Source organism: Sphingopyxis sp. USTB-05 (assembly GCF_023822045.1).
Classification (GTDB): Bacteria; Pseudomonadota; Alphaproteobacteria; order Sphingomonadales; family Sphingomonadaceae; genus Sphingopyxis.
The window spans coordinates 991,119-1,005,703 of the sequence record NZ_CP084712.1 but is presented as its reverse complement, the minus strand read 5'-3'; the positions used below and the strand labels follow the sequence as shown (position 1 = coordinate 1,005,703).

Below are 14,585 nucleotides of genomic sequence, written 5' to 3'. Positions count from 1 at the left end.
TAAGCGGCGAGAGGGAAAAGGGCAATGAGCGAGCGATACCAGTTCATCGACATGGCCGAAATCGGCCCGAAAGCCGTCCGCACCGCCTTTGCCAATCAGGTCGCCTATTGCCGCGCCAACGACGCGCGCGTCACCGCACGCGTCGTTGCGGCGCTGGCCAAGCTGCTCGACAAGCCGGCGAGCGAATTCGCGCGCCGGATCGCTGGATGGCAAGGCCCGCCGCTCGCCGACGCATTGCCGCTGCGCGCCGCCGGCGGCATCCACGCGCTCCACCTGTCGGGAACCGCGCACGAACTCGCCCCCATCTATGCCGATTCCGAAGACATCAACGACGATGCAATCGTCGCCGGTGTCGTCGCGCGGCACGAGGCGGTGCTGCTCCCCTGGCTCGACGGCCCGCCGCAGACCAATGAGGCGGGACGCTCGTCAAACTTCATCGCGGCGATGCTCTGGCTCGCCGACCGGGGATTGCCGCCGCGCTTCGACTGCCTCGAAATCGGATCGAGCGCGGGAATCAACCTGATGATCGACCGCTATCATTATAACCTCGGCGGCGTGCATGTCGGACCGCAGCCCCGTGTGATGAGTTTCAGCCCTGACTGGCGCGGCGATCATCCGCCACAGCATGAAATCGAATTCGCCGGCCTCAAGGGCTGCGACGTCGCGCCCGTCGACCTGACCGACCCCGCGCAGGCGCTACGGCTGAAGGCCTATATCTGGCCGGAGCATCATATCCGCTTCGCGCGCATCGAGGCCGCGATTGCAACGGCAACCGAAGAACCGCCGCAACTGATCCACGCCAATGCCGCCGATTTCGTCGAGGCCGAACTTGCGCGCCCGCAGGCCCCAGGCACGACGCGCGTGCTGATGCATTCGATCGTGTGGCAATATGTGCCCGCCGACCAACAGGCGCGGATCACCGCCGCGATGGAGTCGGCCGGCGCGCGCGCGGCGCCCGAACGCCCGCTCGCATGGATCGCGCTAGAGGCCAATCGTACGGTGCATCATCATGAACTGGTCGTGCGCTACTGGCCGGCCGGCGGCGAACCGCAGAAGCTGGCGCATGCCCATGCCCATGGCGCATGGGTGGAGTGGCTGGGTTAGAGTCGGCGCGTAGAAGGCGGCTTTGGGGTGGTGAGCTGTCGCTCGATCCCCACCCTCGTCACCCCGGACTTGATCCGGGGTCCATGACGATGGTGCGGCTATGGATCCCGGATCAAGTCCGGGATGACGAAGAAAGATAGGGGGGCTTCCGGTAGATACCCACCTTCCGTCATCCCGGGCTTGACCCGGGATCCCGCTTTTTGAAGGCACCGGCACGCTTCACGAAATAGCGGGACCCCGGGTCAAGCCCGGGGTGACGGTTAGAGAGATGCCAGGCTCGGTCGGACGAAGCCATTCCTCCCACGAAAGTCTTGTCAAAGCCGCGCTTCGAGCCGCGCGAGAAGTTGCTGCACGGGCGCCACCGCGGGTGCTTCCCACCCGGCTTCGAGCATCGCGACACGCTCGAACAGCCGCTCGCTCGCCGCGATGATCCGACCGGTCGACGCCTCGAAGCCCGCGCAAACGTCCCAGTCGGCGCGCACCGGATCGCCGATCCGTGCGGCGCTGTCGTGCGGCCCTGCCCCCGGATCGCCCGCGAACATCGCGCGGCGATGGAGCAGCCAGGCGATGATGTGCATCAGCCGTGTCGTCGTCTTCAGCGATTCGCACGCTAGGCCGATCTGCGCCGCCGCATTGCCCTGCGCAGCGCCAAGGTCGCGCTGCACGGCAAAGGCCGCATGCGCCTCATCGGCGAGCAACATCGCCTCGACATAGAGATTTTCGACCTGTGCCCGCTGCACCGGCACATCGATTGCCATCATATTCATTCGCCCGCCGACTATCGAAACGGAGATGCCACGTCCCCCGCCTCCTCGGCAATGACGGTAACCATTAAAGTTGGCGGACAAATCGTCCCGTTTTGATTCAAGCCGTTAGGCGATGATATCGGGAAGCAGTTGATCCTCGCACCAGCTAATCTCGTCACGCAGCCTGAGCTTGCGCTTCTTCAGCCGCGCGAGTTGTAACTGGTCTGGCACCGCCGCCTCGCCAAGCGCAATGATCGCAGCGTCGAGATCGCGATGCTCGACGCGAAGCAGTTCCAGGCGCTGGGTAATTTCCTCTGGGTTCACACGGCCTCCCTGCCACGTTCACCACTGGTCCGCAACGGGGACCGGCTGACCGAATCGTCACGACATGCCGGCCGATTCATGTTTTACTCCGCCCTGCCCATCGAGTCGAAAAGGAGAATGCCAATGAGCACGTCGCACCTTTCCACCCTGAAGTCCCGACATGCGGACCTCGATGTGAAAATTGCGAATGAAGAGCGCCGTCCCGCCCCCGATACCGGTGTGCTTGCGCAGCTCAAGAAGCAGAAACTGAAACTCAAGGAAGAGATGCTCGCGATCGCCTGATCGCCAGCGCTATCGCCCCGCTGATGCTACCCTGTTCAAGGACGCATCAGCGTCGGCGATAGAGGGGGCCCGTTTCGAGCCCCGTTCGCCGAAGATGCGGCGGCAGATCGGATTGCGAAACCACTTGGCGGCGCACCGCCTGCGGATCGACGGGACGGTCGAACGCGATACCGAACTTACCTTCGCCCACCCAGATCACCCGGCCCACGACCGGACCGACGTTACGCAGGTCGACCTCAACGACGGCCCCTTGCGCAACCTTGACCTTTGCCTCCGCCAGCATGCCGCCCGGCGACAGGTTGCGCACACGGACGGTGACGGGATCGGCACAACCGGGGATGATCAGGCCGGCCTGCAGGAACAGGCTGTCGCGATCGGCGCTGCGCGACAGCGCCGCGACTTCCTCGTCCACCGATGTCGGTCGTTGTGAATCCATTGCTGCGCCCCATAACTCGAATGTCGAGGGACGGAATCTAGAACCCAGCCATTGCGGAATCGTAAATGGGATCGGACTCCCTTACGACTAATCTTCGCGTGAAATCCGTTCGTTGCGCTCATGGCGCTCCTGCGCCTCCAGCGTCATCGTCGCGATCGGGCGAGCCTGCAAACGCGCGAGCGAGATCGGCTCGCCGGTCACCGCGCAATAGCCATATTCGCCTTCGTCGATGCGGCGGATCGCCGAATCGATCTTCGCGATCAGCTTGCGCTGGCGGTCGCGGGTGCGCAGTTCGATCGCCCAGTCGGTCTCGCTCGAAGCGCGATCGGCAAGGTCGGGTTCGCGCAACGGACCATCCTGAAGATGTGCAAGCGTCGATTCGGATTCGGACAGGATCGACTTTTTCCAAGCGAGGAGCAGGCCGCGGAAATAATCCTGCTGCCGCTCATTCATAAACTCTTCGTCGTCGCTGGGGACATAGTCCGAATCGAGATTGGATTTGGCTTCGCGAAGCGCGTCTGCGCCAACGTCGGCAATCTTGGTCGGCATGAGGGGCTCTCGCGTCCTTTCCTGTCACCCCGCGGGCCGCCAAGCGGTGCAGGGAGTGGCGCGCCTATAACCAGCCGCTGGCGACGATACAAGCGCCTTAGCTGCGGATAGCGGCAACCCGTGAAGCGGCGATGAACCAACAGCATAGCGATCGCGATTCTATATGGCTGATCGACGCCCGAAAGGCGGCCCACGCCAGGGCGATTTAGGTCCGAAGGTTAACCAATTGCATAGAATTGCTGCATTTTACGTACTGTTTTGGGACAGTTAACGCGATTTCTGTTGATTCCGCGTCGCAATTCCCGCTCTCGGACAGGCAAACGCGGTTAACACAATTGCCGCGTTCACAAAGCTTTGTCCTTTTGCGGTATAGCGAAAGTGAACGGGGGGTGCCGGGTCGATTGGCGCGTCGCACCTGCAACGGGAAAGAAAGAGAAGTCTATGTCTGTCCGAATGGCCCTTGCCAAGCTTTGCGCCTGCACTTGCGGCGGGGCAATCATCGGTAGCGGGGCAATGCAGATTGCGGACGTTCCAAAGGCACGCGCCCAGACGGTCCAGTCCTGCTCGCCCTGCGCTGGCAAAAAGGTCGTCCGCAAGCGTCATGCAGCGCGCAAGCCGGTGAAGCGCGTACGCCGCGTCGTCACGACCAAGCGCATCATCCGCACCGCGACCCCGCAAACGCAGGTCGTGACGCAGACGATCCCGCTGCCCCCGATCCCCTATGCCCCCTTCCCGCGCGGCGGCTTCGAAGGCGGCAGCAGCGGCGGCGGCGTGACCGTCATCGGTGGCGGCTTTGGCGGCGGTTTCGGCGGCGGCTTCTTCGGCGGTTTCTTCGGCGGCAGCAGCGGCGGTGGCAGCAGCGGCAGCATCGTCGTCACCTCGACGACGACCGGCGGCGTCTCGACCTCGTCCAGCACCTCGTCGGGCGTCTCGACCTCCACCGGTGGCGTGTCGACGTCCACCGGCGGCGTGAGCACGTCGACGGGCGGCGTGTCGACCTCGACGGGCGGGGTCAGCACCTCGACCGGCGGCGTTTCGACATCGACCTCGACGGGCGGTGTCTCGACCTCGACCGGCAGCGTCAGCACCTCGACCTCGTCGGGCAATGTCTCGACCTCATCGGGTAACGTCAGCACCTCCTCATCGAGCAGCAGCTCGTCATCCAGCTCGTCATCGTCCTCTTCGTCGTCGAGCTCATCCTCGTCGGGCGGCAGCTCGTCGAAGGGCAGTTCGGGTTGGGGCAGTTCGTCAAAGGGCGGATCGTCGCACGGCAGTTCGGGCTGGGGCAGCTCGTCGCGCGGCGGCAGCTCGAGCAGCAGCTCGTCCTCGAGTTCCTCCTCCTCTTCGTCTTCCAGCAGCACGTCGAGCGGCGCGACCTCGTCGGGCGCGACCGGCGGCAGCAGCAGCTTCGGTTCGACCGGCAGCACCAGCTCGTCGTCATCCTCTTCGTCGTCGAGCAGCAGCTCGTCGTCCAGCTCGGGCGGCAGCAGCAGCCATGGCGGGTCGTCGGGCGATCCGACCCCTGTTCCTGCGCCGCCGATGATGCTATTGTTCGGTGCTGCAGCCGCTGCGCTTGTCGCACGGCGCCGCGCGGCGAACCGCAACAGCGAAGACGCCAACGCGGCTTAAGAGATCCACTGGCGGTTTGGGGGGCTAACCCTGACCACCGAACTAAGGGCCGCCCTTCGGGACGGCCCTTTTTTCTGGTCCGCACGAATCAGTTTGCCATATAGGAAACTATCTATATAGTTCTCCATATGGTGAACCAACAAGCCTCGCTCGATTCGCTGTTCCATGCGCTCGCCGACCCGACGCGCCGCGCGGTCGTCAGCCGCCTTCTCAAAGGCGCCGCGCCGGTGAAGCAGCTATCCGAACCGTTCGAAATGGGCCTCCCCGCCTTCCTCAAACATCTGACGGTGCTCGAAACGTCGGGGCTGATCCACACCGAAAAGCACGGCCGCGTCCGCACCTGCCGCGTCGATGCCGAACGGCTCGCGGCGGCGGAGGATTGGCTCTCGCGCCAACGCGCCATCTGGCAGGGCCGCACCGATCGCCTTGCCGCCTTCGTCGAATCGCAAACACCCCCGGAGCAAGCATGATGACCCACGACACGACCCTCACCATCTCCCGCCTGATCGCCGCGCCGCCGTCGGCGGTCTGGGACGCGTGGAGCGTGCCGGAAAATCTCGCGAAATGGTGGATCCCCGCGCCGATCGAATGCCAGGTCGTCAAACTCGACCTCCGGCCCGGCGGCGGGTTCGTGACGCGGATGCGCGAGGCTGCCGGCACCGATTTCCAGCCGCATGTCGATGGCTGCTTCCTCGAAGCGGTCCCGAACGAGCGCCTCGTCTTCACCACCGTCCTGACCGAAGGCTGGCAACCGACCGAGCCATGGCTCGCGCTGACCGCGATCCTGACCTTCGAAGCGAAGGACGGCGGCACCCTCTATTCGGCGCGCGTCCTCCACAAGACGCCCGAGGACAGCGCCAAGCATGACGAGATGGGTTTCTACGAAGGCTGGGGCACCGCGATCGGCCAGCTCGCCAAGTTAGTGGAACGCTAAGACGGGCTTGCGCCGCGCGGGCGGCAACGCCATAGCGCGGCGCATGCACGATATCCGCCTGATCCGGGAAAATCCCGAAGCGTTCGACGCCGGCCTCGCGCGCCGCGGCCTCGAACCCCTGTCCGCTCAGATCGTGGCGGCCGATGCGTCGCTGCGCGCGTTGCAGACCGAAATTCAGGGCTCGCTCGCGCGCCGCAACGAAGCGTCGAAGCTGATCGGCCAGGCGATGGCACAGGGCGACAAGGACAAGGCCGAGGCGCTGAAGGCCGAAGTCGCCGACCTCAAGACCGCACTCCCCGCCAAGGAAGACGCCGAGCGCGAGCAGCTTGCCGCGCTGCAGGACATCCTCGCCGCGCTCCCGAACCTCCCTGCCGACGGCGTCCCCGATGGCGAGGATGAAGACGGCAATGTCGAGATCGCCCGCTGGGGCACGCCGCGCAGCTTCGACTTCACCCCGCAGGAACATGCCGATTTCGCGCCCGCGCTCGGTCTCGACTTCGAAACCGCAGGCAAGATGTCGGGCGCGCGCTTCGCCTTTCTGAAAGGGCAGATGGCGCGGCTCGAACGCGCGCTTGGCCAGTTCATGATCGACAAGCAGACGATCGAGGCCGGCTACACCGAATGCGCGACCCCGCTGATGGTCCGCGACGAAGCCGCCTATGGCACGACGCAGCTTCCCAAGTTTCGCGAGGATCTGTTCCAGACCACCGATGGACGCTGGCTTATCTCGACGTCGGAGATGAGCCTGACCAATGCGGTGCGCGAGGAAATCCTGCCCGAGGCCGATCTGCCGATCCGCATGACCGCGCTGACCCCCTGCTTCCGTTCCGAGGCAGGGTCGGCCGGGCGCGACACGCGCGGCTATATTCGCCAGCACCAGTTCTGGAAGGTCGAGCTTGTCTCGATCGTCCGGCCCGAGGATTCGGACGCCGAGCTTGAACGCAAGACGCGCGCGGCAGAGGTGATTCTCGAAGCGCTCGACCTGCCCTATCGCAAGATGCTGCTGTGCAGCGGCGACATGGGCTTTTCGGCACGCAAGACCTATGATCTCGAAGTCTGGCTGCCCGGCCAGAACGCCTATCGCGAGATTTCGAGCTGTTCGACCTGCGGCGATTTTCAGGCGCGCCGCATGAACGCGCGCTTCCGCCGAGAGGGCGCGAAGAACAACGAGTTCGTCCACACGCTGAACGGTTCGGGCCTCGCCGTGGGCCGCACGCTGGTCGCGGTGTTGGAAAATTACCAGCAGGCCGACGGCAGCGTCACTGTTCCGGCGGCATTGCTACCTTATATGGGCGGAATCACCCGCCTGACGCCGGCCACCTAAACCATCGTCACCCAGGACTAAATCCGGGGTCCCGCTTCTCAACGTCGCAGAGCGGGACCCCGGATCAAGTCCGGGGTGACGAAAAGAGAAAGACCAGAAACGTGCGCATCCTCCTCACCAACGACGACGGCTATCACGCCCCCGGCATGGCGGTTCTGGAAGCGATCGCACGCGAGCTTAGCGACGATATCTGGGTCTGCGCCCCCGCCGAGGAACAGTCGGGCGCCGGCCACTCGCTCACCCTTTCGCGCCCCGTCCGCATCCGCCAGCACGAAGAGCGCCGCTGGTCGTGCAGCGGTACCCCGACCGATTCGGTGATGATGGCGATCGGCAAGCTGATGCCCGAAAAGCCCGACCTGATCCTGTCCGGGGTCAACCGCGGCGCCAACCTTGGCGACGACATCACTTACTCGGGGACGGTCTCGGCGGCGATCGAAGGCGCGCTCGCGGGCATCCCCTCGATCGCGCTCAGCCAGGTTTATGCCAAGGAAGGCATGGGCGACAGCGTGCCCTTCGAAGCCGCCGCGGCATGGGGCTCCAAGGTCCTTCGCCCGTTGCTCGATATGCAGATGGCGCCACGCACGCTGATCAATATCAACTTCCCCGCGATCCCGGCCGAAGAGGTGCAGGGCATCCGCGTCACCCGCCAGGGCTTCCACGACTATGGCCGCGGCTCGATCGTCGAGGGCACCGACCCGCGCGGCTATCTTTATTATTGGTTCGGCCTCCATGGGATTGAGCACAGCCTCGGCCACGACAGCGACCTGGAGGCGATCGACGACAATTATATCTCGGTCACCCCGCTCCAGCTCGACCTGACGCATGACGCGTCGCTGGCGGCATTGCGCGGCGCCTACGGCGGCTGACGGCTCCGGCCCAACAGACCGGAAATTCCGTCCCACAGTGATACAGAAGTCTAGCCACCGCGCTCTCGCTTTGGCAAAGGCAGGCTATGGGGGAATTCCGATATCATATCGCCGTGATGCTCTGCGCCGCATCGCTCGCCGGATGTATTCCGGCGGCACCGACACCGCCATCATGGCCCGCTCAGCCGCCCGCAACACCGGACGTCGAACGCCGCCCGCTCGGCGAAGCCTCGGGCGTCTATGAACGCCCGACCTGGACGCTGAAATCCGTCACGACCGATGCCGTGCGCGTGAACGCCGGCGTCTATTCGGTCCGCCCCGGCGACACGCTCCGCGCGGTCGGTGAGAAAACGGGCGTGGGGTCGGAGGCGCTTGCGATCGAGAACGACCTCGCGCCGCCCTACACGCTCCGCTTCGGTCAGGAACTCCGCGTTCCCGCCGGCCTCTATCACCGCGTCGGCGCGGGCGAGACAGGCATCGGCATCGCCGCGGCCTATGGCGTCGATTGGGGCGAGATCATCACAATCAACGCGCTTTCCGAACCCTATATCCTGCGCATCGGTCAGCGACTCCGCCTCCCCTCCGACGCGCGTGCCCTTCCGCGCGATACGGTCGATGTCGGTGCCCGCGCCGCCGCTTTCCGCCTCGACATCGACGACATCCTGACCGGCAGCCAGCCCGCACTCGCCGAAGCGGCCCGACCGACCGCAGGCAGCGCCGCGCCGCGCCAGCCGGTCACCACCGCGATCGCCGAACCCGCCTATTTCGCCGGCCGCTTCGAATGGCCGCTCAACGGACCGATATTGACGCGCTTCGGCCCCACCGCATCCGGCGGAGGCAGCGACGGAATCAACATCGCCGCCGCGGTCGGAACCCCGATCCGCGCGACCGCGGGCGGCGTCGTCGCTTATGCCGGCGACCAGATCGGCGTCTATGGCGGGCTCATCCTGATCAACCATGGCAGCGGCTGGGTCAGCGCTTATGGCCATGCGGGGCGGATCGACGTGAAACGCGGCCAGAGCGTCCGCATGGGCGACGTCATCGGGCGCGCAGGGGCGACGGGTCAGGTCCGGACGTCGCAACTCCATTTCCAGCTCCGCAAAAATCGCATACCAGTCGATCCGATGAAGCAGTTGCCGCCCCGATGAGCCGTCGGCCGTCCGACAAGCTGAAAATGCCGCATATATTTCGCCCGCTGAAGCGCGCGAGTAATTGGCCGATCTGGGCCGACGTCATCACGCGGCTCGGCGTGGCTTTCTTCTTGATCGCGATCGTCGTGCTCGTCCACTGGATCGACCGCGCCGGGCTGAAGGACAGCCACGACGGGCAGATCAGCTTCCTCGACGTCGTCTATTTCACGATGATTTCGGTCACGACGACGGGCTTTGGCGACATCGCACCGGTGTCCGACCGTTCGCGGCTGATCGAGGCGGTGATCGTCACCCCGATCCGCATCATGGTGCTCTTCATTTTCGTCGGCACCGCCTATAATTTCGTCCTCAAACGCACATGGGAAAAATGGCGCATGGCTCGCATCCAGGCAAAGCTCACCGACCATTATGTCGTGCTCGGTTACGGCACCAGCGGAGCGGAGGCGGTTCGCGAACTCATCGCGCGCGGCACCGATCCCGCCTGCATCGTCGTCATCGACCAGTCGGGCCCGCGTATCCAGGCGGCCGAGGCCGTCGGTTGCAACGTGCTGCAGGGCGACGCTTCGAACGACGACACGCTAATCGACGTCCAGATCGCCAAGGCGCACACCGTCCTCGTCTCGGCGGGACGCGACGACAGTTCGATCCTCATCGTGCTGACCGTCCGCCATCTTGCCCCGCATGTCCCGATCAGCGTCGTCATCCGCGCGCAGGACAATGAACTGCTCGCGCGGCAGGCGGGGGCGACGAACGTCATCAATCCCGTCAGCTTCACCGGGCTGCTCCTCGCGGGATCGGCGCAGGGCGAGCATGTCGCCGACTATATGGCCGATCTCGCCGCAATCGGGGGCAAGGTGCAACTGCGCGAGCGTCCAGTCAGCGGCGAGGAAATCGGCGGCAGCCTAGACCGGCTCGCGAGCGGCGGGCGCGGCCTGCGCATCTATCGCGGCGGCAAGCCCTATGGCTTTTGGGAAGAGGAAACGAACATGCTGCAGGCGGGCGACATGATCGTCGAGGTCGTCAACTGCGAGACGTGCGAAGCCGATTAATTCCGCCAGTAAAGCCAGCCGGCCCAAAGCCAGCCGGCAATCAGCAAGGTCCCACCGATCGGCGTCACCGCGCCCAGCCAACGCGGCCCGCCAAGCGCCATGACATAGAGGGTGACGGCGAACAGCGCCGCCCCGACGAGCAACATGATTGCCGGCCCGCGCGCGATGCCCATGATCGCGATCGCCGCGACCGCGTGGATCAACTGGTACAGCCCGCCGGTGCGCAGCCATTCGGCTTCCTGTGGTCCCGATGCGCCATGCGCGCCGAATGCGCCCGCCGCCACCGCAATCGCTGCCGAAATCGCCGCAAATACGCCAATCATGCTCCACCACCCTTGCAATGCCATGCCGATGCGTCGCGCTATAGGGCGACAAGAGGGAGAAGGCGATGCCTCGCGATCCTGCATCAAATCAGGGGCGATGAAGAAGGATGTGGGCCGTGCCAAGCACAGCCATGGTGACAAACGCCAAAAAATCCCCTATGCGCCCCGCCAATCATGACAGTCAAAACCCTCCCCACCCAGCCGAAGGTCGGCATGGTTTCGCTCGGCTGCCCCAAGGCATTGGTCGACAGCGAGCGGATTCTGACCAAGCTGCGCGCCGACGGCTACGGCCTGTCGCCCGACTATGCGGGCGCCGACGTCGTGCTCGTCAACACCTGCGGCTTCCTCGACTCGGCGAAGGAAGAGAGCCTCGAGGCGATCGGTGAAGCAATGGCGGAGAATGGCCGCGTCATCGTTACCGGCTGTATGGGGAACGAGGCCGAGGTTATTCGCGCGCGCTTCCCCAATGTGCTCGCGGTTACCGGCGCGCATCAATATGAGCAGGTCGTCGACGCTGTCCACGACGCCGCGCCGCCGACGCAAGGCCCCTTCATCGACCTCGTCCCAGAGGGCGGGCTGAAGCTCACGCCGCGCCACTACAGCTATCTCAAGATTTCCGAAGGCTGCAACCATAGCTGCTCCTTCTGCATCATCCCCGATCTGCGCGGCAAACTCGTCAGCCGCCGCATCGACGCGGTGCTGCGCGAGGCCGAAAAGCTTGTCGCCGCGGGGACCAAGGAACTGCTGGTCATCAGCCAGGACACATCGGCCTATGGCGTCGACATTCGTCACGACCCGCGCCAGTGGCACGGCCGCGAAGTCCGCGCGCATATGACCGACCTCGCGCGCGAACTGGGACAGCTCAAGACCAGCGAAGGCCATGCCCCATGGGTCCGCCTCCATTACGTCTACCCCTATCCGCACGTCGACGCAGTAATCCCGCTGATGGCCGAAGGGCTGCTGACTCCCTATCTGGACATCCCTTTCCAGCATGCGAGCCCGAGCGTCCTCAAGCGCATGAAGCGCCCCGCGAACGAAGCGAAGGTGCTCGAACGGCTGAAAAGCTGGCGCCAGATCGCCCCCGACATCTCGATCCGATCGAGCTTCGTCGTCGGCTTCCCGGGCGAGACCGAGGCCGATTTCCAATATCTTCTCGACTGGCTCGACGAAGCGCAGCTCGACCGCGTCGGCGCCTTCCGCTTCGAACCCGTCGCGGGAGCGCAAGCGAATGCGCTCGACGATCAGGTGCCCGAAGAGGTCAAGGAAGAGCGTTACCAGCGCATCATGGCAAAGACCGCCGCGATCAGCGCCGCCAAGCTCGAAGCCAAGATCGGCCGTACCCTGCCCGTCATCATCGACGAAGTCGGTGAAGCCGACGAAGAGGGCAGCATCGGCGCCACAGGCCGCTCACAGGCCGATGCGCCCGAAATCGACGGCCATGTCTATCTTCGCGACGTCGCGGCGAGCCTCAAGGCCGGCGATATCGTCGACGTCGCGATCGAAGACGCCGATGAGCATGACCTGTTCGGGGTCGTCGTCTAACCAGCGTTTGCGAAAATCGCTGTCCTACATTGTGCGGGCCGCATAGCCTTGCACGATGACGCCTGCCCGCCCCTCCGAACAGCGAATTGCGAGTGAAGTTTCGCAGTTTTCTGCGGTTTCAAAAGTTGCCTCCATTTCTTTTCTTCGTCATCCCGGACTTGATCCGGGATCCCGCTTTTCAAGCACGGCCAGCGCGCGCCTGGATCGAGTCTCGGGTGACGAAGATGGGTGACGGCTTGCCTATGAAACGCCGTTTCCGAGTGAAGTTGCGGAGATTTTCGCCATTTCCCTTACCCGCGCCAGCGCAAGGAACGGCTTAACATCTCCGCTGTTATAAGGGGCAGATACCGCATCAGGGGCACCATATGCGTCTTGTTCGACTGACGACCGCGACATTGCTGCTGGCCGCCGCCTTATCCGCCTGCGACCGTCAGACCGAGGTCACGGCGCCACCGCGCGCCACCGACAAGGCGCCCTCTCCGACGCAAAAGTCGCTGATCGCGGTGCCGATCAACGCCAACACGGCATCGCTCAAGCAGGCGCTCGAACGCGCGGTCCCGAGGACGCTGTGGACGATCGACCAGCGCGAGCGCGCTTGCATCCAGCCCCAACGGGTCAAAGTCTTTGGCAAGAAGGTCAAGGTCACGCCGCCGATCGCCTGCACGATCGTCGGCCAAGTGACGCGCGGCCCGCTGCGACTGCGCGGCGAAGGGAGCGAGATCGTCGTCGACGTTCCGCTTCGGGCCACGATCGCGGCACGCGACGTCGGCGGCGTGCTCAAGGGCGAGACGGCAACCGGTGCCGCGATGGCGCACGCCCGCATCCGTATCGAGCTTACTCCCGACTGGCGCACCCGGGGCAAGGCGCGCATTACCTATGGCTGGACCAAGGCCCCCGGGATCGATTTTCTGGGCCGCCGCATCACCTTCACCGATCAGGCCGACGCGAAGCTGAAGCCCGTCGTCGCGGACGTCGAGCGCGAGGTAAACCGCGAGATCGCAAAGATCGATATCCGTAAACAGGCCGCCGACGTATGGCGACAGAGCTTCACGTCGCTTGAACTCAACCGCGAAAATCCGCCGGTGTGGATGCGCGTGACACCGCAGCGTATCCTTTATGGCGGCTACCGGGTGGATGGGCAGCGGATCAATCTGAATCTCGGGCTGGAAGCGGTAACCGAGACCTTCGTGTCGAACCGACCGGCCGACCCCACCCCCACGCCGCTACCCCGGCTGGTTCGTGAGATTCCGAAACCGCATCTCGACGTGCGCGTGCCCGTCATCGCGGATTACGCACAGCTTCAGCCCGTCGTCGACCGTGCGCTCGCCAAACGATCACTGCGGCCTTTCGAATTGCCAAAGGTCGGCCCGATGATGGTGAAGTTCGGCAAATCGACGATCTATGGCGCCGAAGGCGGTCGGATCGCGGTCGGCGTCGACGTCGAAGCAAAGCTGGAGATCCGCTCGGGCGAACCGACGCGCGGCCGCATCTGGATGACTGCGATCCCGGCGAACAAGCCGGGCTCGGCCGAGGTGCATTTCACCGATCTCGTCATCAACGGCGACACCGATGGTGTCGGCGGCGACCTCCTGATTCTCCTCGGCCGCAGCGAGGGTTTCGCGCCCTTGATCGCCGAGGCGCTGACGCAGAATTTCACCCGCGATCTTGGCGAGCTACAGGGAAAGATCAAACGCGCCGTCGATCAGCGGCGCGAGGGCGCCTTCGTCATCCGTACCCGCGTCGACAGCTTCGAGACGGGCGAGATAAAGGCCTATGGCAATGGACTCTACCTGCCGGTGCGGATGGTCGGCGGCGCAAGCGTCGATTATCGTCCGCGCTGAGGCTATGCGCGCGTGAAATCCATAGTCCAGTTCACTTCCCAGCTTTCGCCGCCGTCCGCGGACATTGCCTGCTCCCAGCGCGGCGTGGAAGTGTCTGTACGGCTCCAGATGAAGCGCAGTCGGATCGGCTGGCCATCGAGCGTGTCGTCGGCATAGAAATGGCCGACGCCATCCTCGAACCGGCCGATGACGGGCACGTCGAGCGCATGCGGGCTGCGCGCATCGAGCCACCAGATCGCCCAACTATCTTGCGCCGGATCATAGGATCGCAGCGCGATCGCGCGATAGGTTCCGCCGGGGATGTGGAGGAGATTGTCCTCGACATTGCCATTGCCGCCGAGGATCGGACGCATGTCCGAGGTGCCGTCGAACTCTTCCCATTCGGTGCAGTTCGCAAGCCGCTCTTTCAGGCGGCGGTGCCGCACCTGCCAGCTGCCAATCTGGAAATCGAAATCGCCGGCCATTGCACGCACTCCCCATCATCG

At 64.6% G+C, this 14,585-nt stretch carries 17 protein-coding genes; 10 read left to right on the top strand and 7 right to left on the bottom strand.

Annotated features, from left to right (window positions below; genetic code table 11):
• Positions 1-24: 24 nt before the first annotated feature.
• Positions 25-1,104: a DUF2332 domain-containing protein gene (locus KEC45_RS04390; protein WP_252171518.1), complete on the top strand. Its 1,080-nt coding sequence runs from the start codon at positions 25-27 to the stop codon at positions 1,102-1,104.
• Between the two features lie 314 nt (positions 1,105-1,418).
• Here KEC45_RS04390 and KEC45_RS04385 read toward each other — a convergent pair whose 3' ends face one another.
• Both KEC45_RS04385 and KEC45_RS04380 read right to left on the bottom strand, forming a co-directional pair.
• Positions 1,419-1,865, bottom strand: a complete 447-nt coding sequence (locus KEC45_RS04385; RefSeq protein WP_252171517.1) for a DUF1465 family protein — start codon at positions 1,863-1,865, stop codon at positions 1,419-1,421.
• A gap of 111 nt (positions 1,866-1,976) precedes the next feature.
• On the bottom strand, positions 1,977-2,174 hold the full coding sequence (locus KEC45_RS04380; RefSeq protein WP_062182622.1) for a YdcH family protein: 198 nt from the start codon (positions 2,172-2,174) through the stop codon (positions 1,977-1,979).
• A 123-nt stretch (positions 2,175-2,297) separates the two neighbouring features.
• Between KEC45_RS04380 and KEC45_RS04375 the strand changes: the two genes are divergently transcribed.
• Positions 2,298-2,456 (top strand): DUF465 domain-containing protein, encoded by a 159-nt coding sequence (locus KEC45_RS04375; protein ID WP_083435846.1) that lies wholly within the window; start codon positions 2,298-2,300, stop codon positions 2,454-2,456.
• Between the two features lie 46 nt (positions 2,457-2,502).
• Here the strand turns inward: KEC45_RS04375 and KEC45_RS04370 are convergent, their stop codons facing one another.
• From KEC45_RS04370 to KEC45_RS04360, 3 genes are all read right to left on the bottom strand, one after another.
• Positions 2,503-2,892 (bottom strand): PilZ domain-containing protein, encoded by a 390-nt coding sequence (locus tag KEC45_RS04370; RefSeq protein ID WP_062182624.1) that lies wholly within the window; start codon positions 2,890-2,892, stop codon positions 2,503-2,505.
• 87 nt (positions 2,893-2,979) lie between these two features.
• Entirely contained in the window at positions 2,980-3,441 is a 462-nt protein-coding gene (dksA, locus tag KEC45_RS04365) for an RNA polymerase-binding protein DksA (RefSeq protein ID WP_039572520.1), read from the bottom strand.
• A gap of 719 nt (positions 3,442-4,160) precedes the next feature.
• Entirely contained in the window at positions 4,161-5,060 is a 900-nt protein-coding gene (locus KEC45_RS04360) for a hypothetical protein (protein WP_238586696.1), read from the bottom strand.
• A 138-nt stretch (positions 5,061-5,198) separates the two neighbouring features.
• On the opposite strand from KEC45_RS04360, the gene KEC45_RS04355 reads away from it, so the two are divergent.
• The 6 genes from KEC45_RS04355 to KEC45_RS04330 all read left to right on the top strand — a co-directional run bounded on the left by KEC45_RS04355 (position 5,199) and on the right by KEC45_RS04330 (position 10,394).
• Positions 5,199-5,540 (top strand): helix-turn-helix transcriptional regulator, encoded by a 342-nt coding sequence (locus KEC45_RS04355; RefSeq protein WP_062182627.1) that lies wholly within the window; start codon positions 5,199-5,201, stop codon positions 5,538-5,540.
• Positions 5,537-6,004, top strand: coding sequence for an SRPBCC family protein (locus KEC45_RS04350; RefSeq protein WP_252171516.1), 468 nt, complete (start codon positions 5,537-5,539; stop codon positions 6,002-6,004). The genes KEC45_RS04355 and KEC45_RS04350 overlap by 4 nt, the downstream gene beginning before the upstream one ends.
• Positions 6,005-6,047: 43 nt before the next feature.
• Positions 6,048-7,328: a serine--tRNA ligase gene (serS, locus tag KEC45_RS04345; protein WP_062184180.1), complete on the top strand. Its 1,281-nt coding sequence runs from the start codon at positions 6,048-6,050 to the stop codon at positions 7,326-7,328.
• A 101-nt stretch (positions 7,329-7,429) separates the two neighbouring features.
• Positions 7,430-8,194 carry a 5'/3'-nucleotidase SurE gene (surE, locus tag KEC45_RS04340; protein WP_062182630.1) on the top strand — a complete coding sequence of 255 codons (765 nt, stop codon included), beginning with the start codon at positions 7,430-7,432 and terminating at the stop codon, positions 8,192-8,194.
• Positions 8,195-8,280: 86 nt separating this feature from the next.
• Complete coding sequence (locus KEC45_RS04335; RefSeq protein ID WP_083435847.1) at positions 8,281-9,342, top strand: M23 family metallopeptidase; 1,062 nt, start codon at positions 8,281-8,283, stop codon at positions 9,340-9,342.
• A complete protein-coding gene (locus KEC45_RS04330; RefSeq protein ID WP_252171515.1) occupies positions 9,339-10,394 on the top strand; it encodes a TrkA family potassium uptake protein in 1,056 nt (351 codons plus the stop codon). The genes KEC45_RS04335 and KEC45_RS04330 overlap by 4 nt, the downstream gene beginning before the upstream one ends.
• On the opposite strand, the gene KEC45_RS04325 is transcribed toward KEC45_RS04330, so the two are convergent.
• Complete coding sequence (locus KEC45_RS04325) at positions 10,391-10,717, bottom strand: DUF423 domain-containing protein (protein ID WP_062182636.1); 327 nt, start codon at positions 10,715-10,717, stop codon at positions 10,391-10,393. The genes KEC45_RS04330 and KEC45_RS04325 overlap by 4 nt on opposite strands.
• Before the next feature lie 174 nt (positions 10,718-10,891).
• On the opposite strand from KEC45_RS04325, the gene rimO reads away from it, so the two are divergent.
• Both rimO and KEC45_RS04315 read left to right on the top strand, forming a co-directional pair.
• Entirely contained in the window at positions 10,892-12,259 is a 1,368-nt protein-coding gene (gene rimO, locus KEC45_RS04320; RefSeq protein WP_062182639.1) for a 30S ribosomal protein S12 methylthiotransferase RimO, read from the top strand.
• A gap of 365 nt (positions 12,260-12,624) precedes the next feature.
• A complete protein-coding gene (locus KEC45_RS04315) occupies positions 12,625-14,100 on the top strand; it encodes a DUF4403 family protein (RefSeq protein WP_252171514.1) in 1,476 nt (491 codons plus the stop codon).
• Positions 14,101-14,102: 2 nt separating this feature from the next.
• On the opposite strand, the gene KEC45_RS04310 is transcribed toward KEC45_RS04315, so the two are convergent.
• Entirely contained in the window at positions 14,103-14,564 is a 462-nt protein-coding gene (locus KEC45_RS04310; RefSeq protein ID WP_062182645.1) for a hypothetical protein, read from the bottom strand.
• Positions 14,565-14,585 lie beyond the last annotated feature (21 nt).

Coding starts and splice junctions, on each gene's coding strand:
- dksA (WP_039572520.1), bottom strand. CDS start 3,441: ATGCCGACCAAGATTGCCGACGTTGGCGCAGACGCGCTTCGCGAAGCC.
- KEC45_RS04355 (WP_062182627.1), top strand. CDS start 5,199: ATGGTGAACCAACAAGCCTCGCTCGATTCGCTGTTCCATGCGCTCGCC.
- KEC45_RS04330 (WP_252171515.1), top strand. CDS start 9,339: ATGAGCCGTCGGCCGTCCGACAAGCTGAAAATGCCGCATATATTTCGC.
- KEC45_RS04390 (WP_252171518.1), top strand. CDS start 25: ATGAGCGAGCGATACCAGTTCATCGACATGGCCGAAATCGGCCCGAAA.
- KEC45_RS04375 (WP_083435846.1), top strand. CDS start 2,298: ATGAGCACGTCGCACCTTTCCACCCTGAAGTCCCGACATGCGGACCTC.
- rimO (WP_062182639.1), top strand. CDS start 10,892: ATGACAGTCAAAACCCTCCCCACCCAGCCGAAGGTCGGCATGGTTTCG.
- KEC45_RS04325 (WP_062182636.1), bottom strand. CDS start 10,717: ATGATTGGCGTATTTGCGGCGATTTCGGCAGCGATTGCGGTGGCGGCG.
- KEC45_RS04385 (WP_252171517.1), bottom strand. CDS start 1,865: ATGATGGCAATCGATGTGCCGGTGCAGCGGGCACAGGTCGAAAATCTC.
- KEC45_RS04350 (WP_252171516.1), top strand. CDS start 5,537: ATGATGACCCACGACACGACCCTCACCATCTCCCGCCTGATCGCCGCG.
- KEC45_RS04335 (WP_083435847.1), top strand. CDS start 8,281: ATGGGGGAATTCCGATATCATATCGCCGTGATGCTCTGCGCCGCATCG.
- KEC45_RS04310 (WP_062182645.1), bottom strand. CDS start 14,564: ATGGCCGGCGATTTCGATTTCCAGATTGGCAGCTGGCAGGTGCGGCAC.
- KEC45_RS04315 (WP_252171514.1), top strand. CDS start 12,625: ATGCGTCTTGTTCGACTGACGACCGCGACATTGCTGCTGGCCGCCGCC.
- KEC45_RS04370 (WP_062182624.1), bottom strand. CDS start 2,892: ATGGATTCACAACGACCGACATCGGTGGACGAGGAAGTCGCGGCGCTG.
- serS (WP_062184180.1), top strand. CDS start 6,048: ATGCACGATATCCGCCTGATCCGGGAAAATCCCGAAGCGTTCGACGCC.